This is a genomic window from Delftia sp. PE138 (assembly GCF_018320755.1).
In the GTDB taxonomy this organism is placed as follows: domain Bacteria; phylum Pseudomonadota; class Gammaproteobacteria; order Burkholderiales; family Burkholderiaceae_C; genus Comamonas; species Comamonas tsuruhatensis.
In genome coordinates this window covers 292,639-306,564 of record NZ_JABEPN010000006.1, presented here as the reverse complement: position 1 = coordinate 306,564, position 13,926 = coordinate 292,639, and the positions used below count along the sequence as shown (strand labels likewise).

Here is a 13,926-nt window from a genome sequence, read left to right as displayed (position 1 = left end):
AGTATGCCGCCTGTCGGCGTGCGTGCTGGCGGCCGATTGACGTGGCTCAAAACGCGGCGGCTGCAAAGCCGGCAAAGTTGCGTGCATGTTCGCCCTGTCTTCCTTGCAAGCTTTCGCCTTCGCGCCGGGTTCCGCCCAGGTGTTGGCCGCGGGTACCTGGCTCAGGCTGCGTCGGCAGTCGCCGGATACGGTGATGTATCTGGAACGCGGTCGCGTGCTCCTGGGCATCGGCCAGGGTGGGCAGATGCGCCACCAGCTGGGTGTGGTGGAGGGGCCGGCCTGGCTGGATGCGGCCTTTGTGCTGCAGCGGCGCGGCAGCAGCCTGGACATGCTGGCCGACAGCGATGTCCGCGTGCAGCAGTTGCCCCAGGCCGACTTCCTGCAGGCCGTCTCGCAACTGCCTTCTCCCGCCCAGCAACTGCTGCAGGACATGGCCCAGGCCTACTGCGCCCAGACCGAGCTGGCCGTGAGCCGCCTGTCCAAGGATGCCGAGGCACGCTGTGCACAGTGGCTGCTGCGCCATGCCATGCCGCACGAGGCCGGGGGCCTGCGCGTGACGCTGCACCTGCGCAAGCGGCTGATCGCCGCCCAGCTCGGCATTGCGCCCGAGACCTTCTCGCGCGTCCTGCGCCAGTTGCGTGAACATGGACTCATCGCGGGCCGGGGCAATGTCATCGATCTGCCCAAGCCTGCGGCGCTCGAGGTGCTGGCGGTAGGCTGATTCCCACGCCGCTGACGGGTGCCGGCCTGCAAGCGCCGGGACTTGCGGGGCGGGGTATCCACTGGTTCGCGGGTTCCACCCAGTGGGACGGCTTTCGGGTCTGCATATATTGAGGGCGTCATGTCACTGGACGCCCGTCGATCCCCCTTTTTCCAGGCGCTGCTGGCATCCCAGGATGCTCCGCAGGTGCCGGACTCGCCCTCGTGGCCGCGCGCGTCCACAGGCTGGGGCGCCATGCGCTGCACGGTGCTGGCGCTGGCCGCGGCGGCCGTGCTTGTGGTGGGCCTGGGCAGTGCCTGGTGGGTATCGCACAGCATGCGCCAGCAGACGCTGGAGCGCGCCATGGCCCGGCAGGCCGACGAGGTCGATACCGTGGCGCGCATGCTGGCCTCGCGGCTGGAGCAGCAGCAGCGCCTGCTGTGGGTGCTGGCCCAGGGCATGGCCGACCAGGGCGGCGACCCCAGCCGCCTGATGGGCGAGATGCTGCGCGGAGACGCATCCGTGCGGCTGTTCGACACATTGCAGCTGGCCGATGCGCGTGGGCAACTGCAATTGAGCCTGCGCGGCGGCCGCTCCGAACCCCTGGTCGATCTGGACGAAGGCGTGCGCGACGTGATGCGGCGCAGCCTGGCCGATGGCAAGCCCGTGGTCTCCACCATGGTCCGCAAGGGGGCCGATCCCGCAATGATGGAGTTGCTGTACGCCGTGCCGCTGCGCACCGGCAACGGCACGGTCAGCGGCGTGCTTTCGGCGGGCGTGCGCATGTCCGGCCAGGCGCTGCTGCCGCCCGGCATCGACCCTTCGCGCTCCGCCGGGCGGCTGCTGGTCATGCAGCGCGACGGGCAGATCCTGGCCCACTCCGATCCGTCGCGCTGGACGGCGCGCGCCGAGGCCGAGCCCGGACTGGGCGCGGACTGGTTGCAGGACCCTTCCGCCGGCGGCCTGCAGGTGGGCCCCGATACCCAACGCCGCGCCGGCTACCTGGTGACGACGGCCGGCATGCCGCTGCCGCAGTGGCTGGTGGTCAGGATCACGCCCGAGGAAGCCATTGCGCCCAGCCTGGCGCCGCGCGTGCTCTGGTGGCTGCTGGCAGCCGTCGCGGGGGTCACCGCGCTGCTGGTGCTGCTGCTGATCCTGGTCACCGAACCCATGGCCGCCTTGCATCGCAGTGCACGCCAATGGCTGGCGAGCCAGGGGCGGCTGATGGCCGAAGAGCCCGATCCCGCGCCGGAGCCGGCGCCAGGCCATGCCGAGGAAGGCGGCTGGCGCATGCCCTGGACCCATGCCTGGGGAGAGGCTTCCACGCTGTGGCAGGCCCTGCACCGCCTGGGCCAGATGGGCCAGGACCAGGCCCACGAGGTCGGCCGGCTGCAACTGCAGCTGCAAACGCTGATGGACTACGCGCCCGTGGGCCTGGTGGTCACGCATGCGGCGCATCTGGAGCTGGTGGGCCTGCAGGCCGCGCGCATGCTGGGATATCCGCCGCGCGAACTGCAGGGGCAGGCGATACGCCAGCTGTGCGCCTCCGACGCTGCGCACGCCCAGTTGCTGGAGCGTGTGCGCAAGGACCTGGACATGTACGGCCAGTTCGACAGCGAGCAGTGCTTTGTCCGCAAGGACGGCCGCCCCATCTGGGTGCGCCTGCACGGCCAGAGCCTGCAGCGCCTGCAGCGCGGCCTGGAGCCACGCGCCGTGGTGCCGGCCGATCCCACCCTGGTCTGGGTGGTCGAGGACGTGACCATGCAGCGCCTGGTGCGCGAGCAGCCGGGCTGGAAGGCCATGCACGATCCGCTGACCCTGCTGCCCAACCGCGAGGCCTTTGCCATGCGCCTGCATGAATGGCTGCAGGAATGCAGCGCCGCCCAGCGCCTGCCCGCCGAGGCGCTGCAGGAAGAGGCCTCTTCCTCGCAAGCCGACGCCGAGGTTGCTGCCGTGGCCACGGCCGCGGTCGAAGTCGCCATTTCTCCCATGCCGCACCATGGCGTAATCCTGTTCCTGGACCTGGACCACTTCGCCCACGTCAACCAGCAGGGAGGCCATGCGGCCGGCGACGAGGTGCTGTGCCACATGGCCCGGCTGATCGACAGCGTGGTGCGGCCCTTGGGCTGGGTGGCGCGCCTGGGCGGCGACGAGTTCGCCGTGCTGCTGGCCGGCGTCCCGGCCGAGCAGGGCATGCTGCTGGCGCAGAGCCTGTGCATGGCCGTGCAGGACTGGGAAGGCGCGCACGAGGGCCAGCGCTACCTGATGGGCGCCAGCGTCGGCATGGTGGTGCTCGATGCCCGCCAGCACACGGTCAGCAGCGCGCTGCGCTCGGCCGACATGGCCTGCTATGCGGCCAAGCGCAAGGGCCGCAACCGCGTCGAGGTGCTGGAGGCCGCATGAGCGCCGGGGCCGCGCCTCATTCGAAGGATTCGCTGAAGCGACGCAGTCCCTCGGGATCGATCAGGGTCAATGCCCCATAGGAGACGCGGACCGCTCCGATGTCCTCCAGCTCTCCCAGGGTGCGATTGACGATCTGGCGCGACACGCCGGCCAGGCTGGCCAACTCCTCCTGCGACATGCCCAGGTGCCGGTTGCCGGTGTCCGGATACAGCCTCGAATCGGTCAGCTCCGAGATGCAGTGCGCCACATGGCGGCTGGAATGGTGCAGCCGCGCATGCTCGCAGCGGCCGATGAACTGGCCCAGGCGCGCATTGAGCTGGTCCAGCAGGAAGCGGTTGAAGCCGAGGCTGCGCTCCAGCAGCCAGTGAAAGGTGCTGGCCGGCATCAGTGCCACCAGCGTATCCTCGATCGCCGTCGCGTCGAACGGCCAGCATTCGTGCTTGAGCAGTGTGCCCTCGCCGAACCAGCAACCCGGGGTAAAGGTGGCCAGCGTGGTGCTGCGCCCGGTAGGCGACAGCGCATGGATCTTGACCGTTCCCTGGACGATGCCGGCCCAGTGGCCGGCCCGGTGCGTCTTGTGGCAAAGCGGGGCGCCGGCCGGTATGTGCCGCAACAGCACCTCCCGCCGCAACCTGAGCAGGTGGGCCCTGCTCAGGTGGGGCGCAAAGGGCGCGGACTTGAGGACGGCGTTGATCGTGGGCGGCTGCATGGTGCTTGATGCAAATCTTCAATGAAAGTCTGCTGCTTCATTGCCTGGATTGGCACGCTGCAAACCCTGATCACCGGCCCCCGGACCCCTGCGGGACTTCGCGCAGGGTGCAGCTCAATCGTTGCGCGAGACCGGCGCAGGCCCGGCCTTGGTGCCCGCCGGGCCGGCACTGAAATCGGTCAGGAAGGCCGCCTCCTGGCTCTGGCCCGTTCCGGCCTGGCTCCAGTCGCACACTCCTGCCGCAAACACTGCGGCAAGGCGCTTTTGCTGTGCCGGGCTGAAGGTGATGCCGGCGTACTCCGGGCTGGTGAACGAAAGGGGCTTGAGCTGGCACTGGTAGATGTCCTCCGCGAGCGGACCTCCGGCCACCTGGCGTGGCGACAGGGTCGGCTTGAGGGGACAGGCTGGGTCGTCCAGGGCCAGGACTTTGTCGAGATCCGAAGGGGCGGCTCCCGTTGCGGCGATGCATCCATCCCTGACATCCGAAGGCCTGTTGCGCACCACTTTCTGTGCCAGCGCCGCGCCGGTGGTGTCGCGCTCCACGGCGGTCAGCCAGCGGTCCATCATGACAAAGGCCTCGCGTCGCATGGCAGGGGCGATCAGCAGCGGGACCATGCCCTTGCTGGCGCGGATCACGTGGTTGTCATGGTGGCCGTTGGCGGCATCCAGCCGTGCGCGTTGCTGCAGGCTGCGCCAGGTCATGTGGATGTCGCTGCCGCCCTCGGGCCGCAGGTCGATGATGGCCACCTGGGACAGGTTCCTGCCGTTGCTGGTGAGGCCACTGCTGTAGAGCCTGGGCAGCAGGCTGGCCGCGGCCCGCTCGCGGGCTGCCGGCCTGGACGCAGTGCCGCCGGTCCAGTCCATGTCGTTGGTGTAGCTGCCGATGCCTTCGTTGAGCTGCACGAAAGCCTCCGCGTCGATGGCGCCCGACTGCAGTGCCTTGAGTCCGTACTGCAGGCCCGTGTTGTCATACGGCAGCTGCGGCTTGGTGTGGCCGTCGGTGTCCTTGAACGTCCCGAACACCGGGACCAGCATGTCGTGGATCGAGCAGCGCACGCCCTGGCCGCGTGTGCGCGGGTCGTAGACGATGGAGGCGGGAAAGCCCACGCCGCAGTTGTCGGGCAGCCGGGGGTTCTGGGGGGCGATGAAGCTCCCTACCCATTTGTCGCAGTAGCTGGCCGGATGGCCATTGATGGCGGCCTTCGCGATGTCGCTCAGTGCCTGTCCTGCGGCCGTCCTGTAGTAGTTGGACAGCAGGCCGCAGTCGCGTGTTTCCATCCAGGTGGACACCGCATCGGGATAGCTCAGCCCCGTCTGTATGCCCTGCAGCAGACCCGGCATGGCGGAGGCGATCACTGTCTGCATCATGGAGCCACCCGAGTCGCCGTCGCCCATGGTGTAGCGCACTTCGCCGTAGTTCTCGATCAGGTGCTCCTTGATGCGCATCATGTTCTCGGCGGCCAGCAACTCGTTGTTGTTGTGCAGGTGGTTGGTCAGCATGGCTTTCACGACCATGTGGCCTGCCGCGAGCGCGTTGGGGTCGAACGGCAGGCTGCCGCTGAACTGGTCGAGGAGGTTGACCGCCGGCTCCTGGAAGCGATTGCCGGAAGCGGCTGCGCCGAATCGCCACAGTACCTTGCCGTTCCATCCCTTTTGCGGCTCCCAGGGCGTCCAGGCAAGCGCGGGGTCATGGTAGGCCAGGATCTGGAAGGTGCCGCGGCCCATGACGCCAGTTTCCATGCGCAGCAGGTGCTTGACCGTATCTCCGCGGTCGTTGGTGAAGTCGGCGATCTCGCTGTCGGCCGGGCGCTGCGATGGGGCGTAGGCCACATGACAGGGCGTGGCGCCTGCCGGACCCATCGTGCAGGCGCTGCCTTGCCTGGCCTTGGGCATGTAGTAGTAGGTGTACTGGGTCCTGGTATTGCACTGGACATCCACCGGATCGGTATCGAGACCGCTGACGCGCGTGGTCACGGTCGCCGAAAGTGCCGTGCCCGGCACGGAAACGGTGGCTTGCGCGCCATTGCGCGTGGCGCAGATCCACGGCGCGGTCTGCGGCCCGGCGAAGATGGGATCGCCCCGGCCATGGTTGGTGATGTCCAGCCGTGCCCTCGCGCTGCCGGCCGCCGTGGCGGTGAGGGTGTTGGCGCCCACCCTCAATCCCTCGACCCGGCCCAGAATCCGGCCATTGGCGCGCTGGGCGAACCGGGCGGTGACATCCGTGCCATTGAGCGCCACCTTCAGCGCACCGGGCGGGCTGCCCTTGGGCAGCACAATTTCAATATAGGCATTGCCGTCGCTGATCATGTCGGCCCGGTTGGACAGGCTGCGTATCTCGATGACACCCAGGCCTGAATCACCGCTGCCGCCGCAGGCGGTCAGCACACTGGCGAGCGTGGCTGCGGCCACCATGCCCGAAAAAGGGGTTGGCTGTTTCATCGTCTTGTCTCCTGCAATCCACTTCCTTTTGAAGCGATTTCATTGAATCACGCTAACAGTCTGCAAGTCTGTATAGGTTTGGACAATGGTTTGCCGGCGACTGGCTCGCATATTGCATGTGCTGCGTGCACAAGTGTTTAACCGCCCCTGCTCAGGGCATTCTTGGTGCTTGTATCTAGCTGGCGGGGGTCATGGCTGGGTTACGCTGCGGGCTCCCCATGACCTGCGGCGCGTCCCCGGCGCGACCGCTCTTTTTTTCGCTGATTGCTTCGCTACATGCGCGACCAGGCCCTGTTCGACAAGATTGATCTGCACCTGATACGGGTGCTGCACACGGTGCTGACCGAGCGCAGCGTCTCGCGTGCCGCATTGCGCCTGGGCATGCACCAGCCGGCGGTGTCCGCCGCGCTCAAGCGCCTGCGCGACCTGGCCGGCGATTCGCTGCTGGTGCGCTCGGGCGCGCACATGCAGCCCACCGAGGCCGGGCTGCGCATGGTGCAGCCGGCGGCCGACATCCTGCGCGCGGCCGAAGGCCTGTTCAGCGATGCACGGCATTTCGATCCCCGCACCTCCACGCGCACCTTCCGCATCGCCGCCAGCGACTACCTGGACCCGCTGTTCCTGCCGCGCCTGGTGGCCCACCTCAAGACCGAGGCGCCCGGCTGCCCCGTGGACATCCTGGCCCTCAACGGCGACGCGCACTACGAGGTGCAACTGGCCCAGGGCGATGTGGACGTGGTGATCGGCAATTGGCCCGAGCCGCCGCAGGGCCTGCACATGGCCAGCCTGTTCGAGGACGAGGTGGTCTGCCTGGTCAGCCCCCAGCACCCGGCCGTGCGCCGCGGCTGGGACGTGGCCCAGTGGCTGGAGGCCGAGCACATCGCGCCCACGCCCACCTACCCGGGCGCGCGCGGCGTGATCGACGACCAGCTCTCCCGCATGGGCCTGCAGCGCCAGGTGGCGGCGCGCTGCGCGCATTTCAGCCTGATTCCCGACATCGTGGCCACCAGCTTGCTGGTGCTGACCACGGGGCGGCTGTTCTGCGAGCGCTTCAGCCAGCGCCTGCCCCTGGTGATCCTGCCCTGCCCGGTGGAGTTTGCGCCGCTGGTGTACTACCAGCTGTGGCATGCCCGCACGCACATGGGCGCGTCCACGCGCTGGCTGCGCGACGCCGTGCGGCAGGTGGCGCTGATGTCCCGTGCCCGCTAGGCGACGGCGACAGGAACCGCCTTTTGGGTGAACAAAGTGATGGCCGATATGAGGGCCGCCGAGGCGGTTTCAAGGACTTGTGTTCCAGTTTGTTGCAGAAATTGAAAGACAATCCCAGCCATGAATCCCCCCGATACAGTCCCCCTGCCAGCAGCAGCGCCGCCGCGGCTTCAGCTGACAGGCATCACCAAGCGCTATCCGGCGGTGGTGGCCAACAACGGCATCTCGCTGACCGTGGGCGCCGGCGAAGTGCATGCCATCCTGGGCGAGAACGGCGCCGGCAAGTCCACGCTGATGAAGATCATCTACGGCGCCGTCAAGCCCGACGAGGGCCGCATCGAGGTCGATGGCAAGCCGGTCCACATCCGCAACCCGCAGGAGGCGCGCCAGCTGGGCATCGCCATGGTGTTCCAGCATTTCAGCCTGTTCGACACGCTGTCCGTGGCCGAGAACGTCTGGCTGGGCCTGGACAAGAGCCTGCCGCTGGCCGAGGTGGTGCAGCGCATCGAGTCCACGGCGCATGACTACGGGCTGGAGGTCGATCCCCACCGCCCCGTGCACACGCTGAGCGTGGGCGAGATGCAGCGCGTGGAAATCATCCGCGCCCTGCTCACGCACCCGCGCGTGCTCATTCTTGACGAGCCCACCTCGGTGCTCACGCCGCAGGCGGTGGAAAAGCTCTTCGTCGTGCTGCGCCGCCTGGCGTCCGAGGGCTGCTCCATCCTCTACATCAGCCACAAGCTGCACGAGATCCGCTCGCTGTGCACGGCCTGTACCGTGCTGCGCGGCGGGCAGGTGACGGGCGTGTGCAATCCGGCCGTGGAGAGCAATGCCTCGCTGTCGCGGCTGATGATCGGCTCGGAGCCGCCCGAGCTCACGCACCGCGAATCCCAGGTCGGCGCCAGCGTGCTGCGCGTGCAGGGCCTGGCGCTGCCGCGCTCGGAGCCCTTCGGCGTGGACCTGCAGGGCATACAGCTCGATGTGCGCGCGGGCGAAGTCGTGGGCATCGCCGGTGTCTCGGGCAATGGCCAGAAGGAATTGCTGTATGCGCTGTCCGGCGAGGACACGCGCGCAGCGCCCGACATGGTGCAGATTGCCGGCCGGGAGGCGGGGCGCCTGGGCCCGGGCCGGCGCCGTGCGCTGGGCCTGCACTTCGTGCCGGAGGAACGCCTTGGCCGCGGCGCCGTGCCCAGCATGGGCCTGGCGCACAACCTGCTGCTGACGCGCAAGACCGCGCTGGGCAAAGGCGGCTGGATTCGCATGGGCCAGCTGCAGGAGCAGGCGCGCGCCATCATTGCGCGCTTCAACGTCAAGGCCGGCGGCCCCAACGCGGCGGCGCAGTCGCTGTCGGGCGGCAACCTGCAGAAATTCATCGTGGGCCGCGAGATCGATGCCAGGCCCGCGCTGCTCATCATCTCCCAGCCCACCTGGGGGGTGGACGTGGGGGCGGCCGCGCAGATCCGCGGCGCCATCCTGCAATTGCGCGACGAGGGCTGCGCCGTGCTGGTGCTCAGCGAGGAGTTGGACGAATTGTTCGAGATATGTGACCGCCTGCATGTGGTGGCCAAGGGCCGGCTGTCGCCCTCCGTGGCGCGGGCCGATGCCACCGTGCAGCAGATCGGCGAGTGGATGAGCGGCCTGTGGGACGGTGCTGCCGCCCCGAACGCCGCCCCGAGTGCCACCAAGGGAGGTGCCCATGTTCAAGCTTGAGCAACGCCCCCAGGCCTCGAAGCTGTGGACCTACGGTTCGCCCGTGCTGGCGCTGGCCATCACGGTGCTGATCGGCGTGTGCCTGTTCGTGGTGCTGGGCAAGGACCCGGTGCGCGGCCTGCAGGCCTTCTTCTGGGACCCCGTCAAGTCCACCTATGCGCTGGGCGAGCTGGCCGTCAAGGCCACGCCGCTGCTGCTGATCGCGCTGGGCCTGGCCGTGTGCTTTCGCTCCAATGTGTGGAACATCGGTGCCGAAGGCCAGTTCGTGATCGGCGCCGTGGCCGCAGGCGGCGTGGCGCTGCTGGCGGACAAGACCACGGGGCCCTGGATCGTGCCCGCCATCCTGGTGGCCGGCATGCTGGGCGGCATGGTCTGGGCCGGCATCGTGGCCCTGCTGCGCGACCGCTTCAATGCCAATGAAATCCTGGTCAGCCTGATGCTGGTCTACGTGGCCACCCTGGTGCTGGGCTTTCTGGTCTACGGGCCGTGGAAGGACCCCATGGGCTACAACTTCCCGCAGACCAAGACCTTCGAGCGCGTCACGCAGATCCCCAAGCTGATGCAGGGCATGCGCACCAATATCGGCCTGCTGCTGGCGCTGGCCGCGGCGGCCATGCTGTGGATCTTCCTGTTCCGCACCCGCGCCGGCTTTGCGCTGCAGGTCGGTGGGCTGGCTCCGGCCGCCGCACGCTACGCGGGCTTTTCCTCGCGCCGTGCGCTGTGGACGGCGCTGCTGATCTCGGGCGCCGCCGCCGGCCTGGCCGGTGCGCTGGAAGTGGCCGGCCCGCTGGGCCAGCTCACGCCCTATGTCCCGGCCGGCTACGGCTTCGCCGCCATCATCGTGGCCTTCGTCGGCCGCCTGCATCCCGTGGGCATGATCTTTTCCGCGATTCTCATGAGCATGTTCTATATCGGGGGCGAACTCGCCCAGTCGCGCCTGGGCCTGCCCAAGGCGCTGACCGGCGTGTTCCAGGGCCTGCTGCTGTTCACGCTGCTGGCCTGCGACACGCTGGTGGCCTACCGCGTGCGCTGGGTGTCCCGCACGCCCGTGGTCCCGCCCGCAGCGGCGCCTGCCGTCAAGGAGGCCCGCTGATGGAATCCTACGCACTGCTGCTGGGCTCCACGCTCAGCGCCGGCACCGTGCTGGCGCTGGCCGCGCTGGGCCTGCTGATCAATGAAAAGGCCGGCATCGTCAACCTGGGTGCCGAGGGCATGATGCTGTGCGCCGCCATCGCGGGCTTTGCCGCCGTGGTCCACACGGGCAGCACCACCGTGGGCTTTCTGGCCGGCATGGGTGCGGGCGCGCTGCTGGCCGCCATCTTCGGCGTGCTGGTGATCTGGCTGAACACCAACCAGTACGCGACGGGGCTGGCCCTGTCGCTGTTCGGCACGGGCTTCTCGGCCTTCCTGGGCCTGGGCTATGTGCAGGCGCGCCTGCCCGAGCTGCCCAAGTTCGCCGTGCCCTGGCTGTCCGACCTGCCCGTGGTGGGCACGGCGCTGTTTCGCCTGCATCCGCTGGTCTATGGCGCGGTGGCCATTGCGGCGGCCCTGGTCTGGTTCCTCTACCGCACGCGGGCCGGCTTGGTGCTGCGCGCCGTGGGTGAGTCGCCCCAGTCGGCCCACGCGCTGGGCTATCCGGTGCGCCGCATCCGCCTGGCGGCCGTGGTCTTCGGCGGCGCCATGTGCGGTCTGGCCGGTGCCTACATCTCCACCGTCTACACACCGCTGTGGGTGGAGGGCATGGTGTCGGGCCGGGGCTGGATCGCGCTGGCGCTGACCACCTTCGCCACCTGGCGCCCTGCGCGCGTGCTGCTGGGCGCCTACCTGTTCGGCGGCGTGACCATGCTGCAGTTCCATTTGCAGGCCACGGGCGTGCAGGTGGCCAGCCAACTGCTGTCCATGCTGCCGTACCTGGCGACCATCGTCGTGCTGGTGCTGATCTCGCGCAATCCGACCTGGATCCGCGCCAACATGCCGGCCTCGCTGGGCAAGCCCTTCTACCCGGGCTCCTGACGCTTTCATTGTTTCTCTCTCCCTCCAGAACCACAAAAGGACAAACGCATGCCCGCTTTGCGCGAACGCACCCTGAAACCTGGCCTCAAAAGCACGCTTGTGAAGATGATCGGCCTGTCGGCCATCTCGGTGGCGGCCCTGACCGCCTGCGGCAAGAAGGAAGAGGCCGCAGCGCCGGCTCCCGCTGCCGCGCCCGCAGCGCAGGCGCCGGCCGAGAAGCTCAAGATCGGCTTCATGTACGTCAGCCCCATCGGCGACGGCGGCTGGACCTTCCAGCATGAGCTGGGCCGCAAGGCCATCCAGGAGAAGTTCGGCGACAAGGTGGAAACCTCCTTTGTCGAAAGCGTGCCCGAGAGCGCCGATGCCGAGCGCGTGATGCGCGACATGGCCGGCCAGGGCAACAAGCTGATCTTCGCGACCAGCTTCGGCTACCAGGAGTTCGTGCAGAAGGTGGCGGCCGACCTCAAGGACGTGAAGTTCGAGCACGCCACCGGCTACAAGAATGCCGACAACGTGGCCACCTACGACACCAAGACCTTCGAGGGCGCCTACCTGGCTGGCATCGTGGCCGGCGGCATGACCAAGACCAAGACCATCGGCGTCGTGGCCTCGGTGCCTATCCCGGAAGTGGTGCGCAACATCAACAGCTTCGTGCTGGGTGCGCAAAGCGTCGATCCCTCGATCAAGGCCAAGGTGGTCTGGGTGAACGAGTGGTTCGCCCCGCCCAAGGAGTCCGAGGCCGCCACCTCGCTGATCAACGGCGGCGTGGACGTGCTCTACCAGAACACCAACTCCCCGGCCGTGCTCAAGACGGCCGAGGAACGCGGTGCGCGCGCCTTCGGCAAGGACGGCGACATGAGCGCCTTCGCGCCCAAGGCCCACCTGGGCTCGGCCGTGATCGACTGGAGGCCTTACTACAGCAAGGTCACCCAGGACACGCTGGACGGCAAGTGGCAGGGCGGCTCGTTCTGGTGGGGCGTGAAGGAAGGCGCCATCGACCTCGTGAAGATCGCCGACGACGTGCCCCAGGACATCAAGGACAAGGTCGCCAAGGCACGCGACGGCTTGAAGGACGGCAGCTTCGCCGTCTGGACCGGCCCCATCAAGGACAACGCGGGCAAGGAAGTGCTGACGGCAGGCCAGGTCGGCGACCTGGGCTTCATGACCAGCATCAACTTCTTCGTCAACGGCGTCGAAGGCAAGGTGCCGGGCGCCAAGTGATCCGGCGGCAGTCCATGCAACAAGGGCCCTTCGGGGCCCTTTTTTCTGCCGCGATCCGCCAGACGGGTCCGCCCTATGCACCACGATTGTGCAAAGCCCCCAAAATGTGGTTTTCCCGCATGCCTGGTGGCTCTGGCGCAGCCGGCTGGCGCCATTCTTGCTTTATTCTCGGGACCCATCGCGGCGGGTCTGCGCCCCTGCGGACACCGCCTTCTTCCTGCCTGCCGCAGGACCACTTGAGGAAACTTCGATGACTGATCTTCACAAACGCTCCCTGATCAAGGTGGCAGCGCTGTCGGCCGTGGCCGCCGCCGCGCTGGCCGGCTGTGGCAAGAAGGAGGAGGCCGCGCCTGCGCCCGCTCCCGTTGCCGAGGCCCCTGCTGCCGCTGCAACCGAGCCTTTGAAGATCGCCTTCGCCTACGTGGGCCCCGTCGGTGACGGCGGCTACACCTTTGCCCACGACCAGGGCCGCCTGGCGCTGGAGAAGGAATTCGGCGACAAGATCAAGACCTCCTACGTCGAGAGCGTGCCCGAGGGCGCCGACGCCGAGCGCGTGCTGCGCGACATGGCCGCCAACGGCAACAAGCTGGTCTTCGGCACCACCTTCGGCTACATGGAGCCCATCCAGAAGATCGCTCCCGACTTCCCCGATGTGAAGTTCGAGCACGCCACCGGCTACAAGACCGCCGCCAACGTCAGCACCTACGACAGCCGCACCTACGAAGGCGCTTATCTGGCCGGCATCATCGCGGGCTCCATGACCAAGTCCAACGTGCTGGGCGTGGTCGGCTCCGTGCCGATTCCCGAAGTGCTGCGCAACATCAACAGCTTCACGCTGGGCGCGCAGTCCATGAACCCCAAGATCAAGACCAAGGTGGTCTGGGTCAACGAGTGGTTCGCCCCCCCGAAGGAAACCGAGGCTGCGACTTCGCTGATCAACGGCGGCGCCGACATCCTGTTCCAGAACACCGACTCCGCCGCCGTGCTCAAGACGGCCGAGGAAAAGGGCAAGCGCGCCTTCGGCTGGGACTCCGACATGACGGCCTACGGCCCCAAGGCCCACCTGGGCTCGGCCATCATCAACTGGACTCCCTACTACACCAAGACCGTGCGCGAGATGCTGGACGGCAAGTGGAGCAGCCAGCAGACCTGGTGGGGCGTGAAGGAAGGCGCGATCGACATCGTCTCGCTGGCCGATGACGTGCCCGCCGAGGCCAAGGCCCGGATCGAAGAGGTCAAGAAGGGTCTGAAGGACGGCACCTTCCACATCTGGAAGGGCCCGATCACAGGCCAGGACGGCAAGGAACTGCTGGCCGCCGACGCCGTGGCCGAAGACAAGTTCCTGACGGGCATCAACTTCTACGTCAAGGGCGTGGAAGGCAAGGTGCCGGGCCAGGACAGCAAGTAAGACAGACGCCAGGCCACCCGGCGCAGGCCGGGTTGCCTGTTGCCGCCAGGGCCGCCTTCGGGCGGCCTTGGCGTTCATGCGCAGCACAGGTGTACCTGTACCGTACCTGTGCTG

Annotated in this window: 10 protein-coding genes; 8 read left to right on the top strand and 2 right to left on the bottom strand. The window is 67.9% G+C overall.

The window, feature by feature from the left end:
- The first annotated feature begins 85 nt into the window (after positions 1 to 85).
- Positions 86 to 721, top strand: a complete 636-nt coding sequence (locus HFGMBDPB_RS21265) for a Crp/Fnr family transcriptional regulator (protein WP_016449769.1) — start codon at positions 86 to 88, stop codon at positions 719 to 721.
- A 120-nt stretch (positions 722 to 841) separates the two neighbouring features.
- A complete protein-coding gene (locus HFGMBDPB_RS21260; protein ID WP_133073325.1) occupies positions 842 to 3,103 on the top strand; it encodes a sensor domain-containing diguanylate cyclase in 2,262 nt (753 codons plus the stop codon).
- Positions 3,104 to 3,119: 16 nt separating this feature from the next.
- Here HFGMBDPB_RS21260 and HFGMBDPB_RS21255 read toward each other — a convergent pair whose 3' ends face one another.
- Positions 3,120 to 3,812 (bottom strand): Crp/Fnr family transcriptional regulator, encoded by a 693-nt coding sequence (locus tag HFGMBDPB_RS21255; protein WP_212646176.1) that lies wholly within the window; start codon positions 3,810 to 3,812, stop codon positions 3,120 to 3,122.
- A gap of 114 nt (positions 3,813 to 3,926) precedes the next feature.
- Complete coding sequence (locus HFGMBDPB_RS21250; RefSeq protein ID WP_212646175.1) at positions 3,927 to 6,251, bottom strand: DUF6351 family protein; 2,325 nt, start codon at positions 6,249 to 6,251, stop codon at positions 3,927 to 3,929.
- Between the two features lie 276 nt (positions 6,252 to 6,527).
- Between HFGMBDPB_RS21250 and HFGMBDPB_RS21245 the strand changes: the two genes are divergently transcribed.
- From HFGMBDPB_RS21245 to HFGMBDPB_RS21220, 6 genes are all read left to right on the top strand, one after another.
- Positions 6,528 to 7,460 (top strand): LysR family transcriptional regulator, encoded by a 933-nt coding sequence (locus HFGMBDPB_RS21245; protein WP_016449767.1) that lies wholly within the window; start codon positions 6,528 to 6,530, stop codon positions 7,458 to 7,460.
- 120 nt (positions 7,461 to 7,580) lie between these two features.
- On the top strand, positions 7,581 to 9,170 hold the full coding sequence (locus tag HFGMBDPB_RS21240; protein WP_133073323.1) for an ABC transporter ATP-binding protein: 1,590 nt from the start codon (positions 7,581 to 7,583) through the stop codon (positions 9,168 to 9,170).
- Positions 9,157 to 10,263, top strand: coding sequence for an ABC transporter permease (locus HFGMBDPB_RS21235; RefSeq protein WP_043790732.1), 1,107 nt, complete (start codon positions 9,157 to 9,159; stop codon positions 10,261 to 10,263). Before HFGMBDPB_RS21240 ends, HFGMBDPB_RS21235 begins: the two co-directional genes overlap by 14 nt.
- Positions 10,263 to 11,183, top strand: coding sequence for an ABC transporter permease (locus HFGMBDPB_RS21230; RefSeq protein WP_016449764.1), 921 nt, complete (start codon positions 10,263 to 10,265; stop codon positions 11,181 to 11,183). Before HFGMBDPB_RS21235 ends, HFGMBDPB_RS21230 begins: the two co-directional genes overlap by 1 nt.
- Before the next feature lie 48 nt (positions 11,184 to 11,231).
- Positions 11,232 to 12,404 (top strand): BMP family ABC transporter substrate-binding protein, encoded by a 1,173-nt coding sequence (locus HFGMBDPB_RS21225; protein ID WP_212646174.1) that lies wholly within the window; start codon positions 11,232 to 11,234, stop codon positions 12,402 to 12,404.
- 250 nt (positions 12,405 to 12,654) lie between these two features.
- Positions 12,655 to 13,812: a BMP family ABC transporter substrate-binding protein gene (locus HFGMBDPB_RS21220; RefSeq protein WP_016449762.1), complete on the top strand. Its 1,158-nt coding sequence runs from the start codon at positions 12,655 to 12,657 to the stop codon at positions 13,810 to 13,812.
- The last annotated feature ends 114 nt before the right edge of the window (positions 13,813 to 13,926 follow it).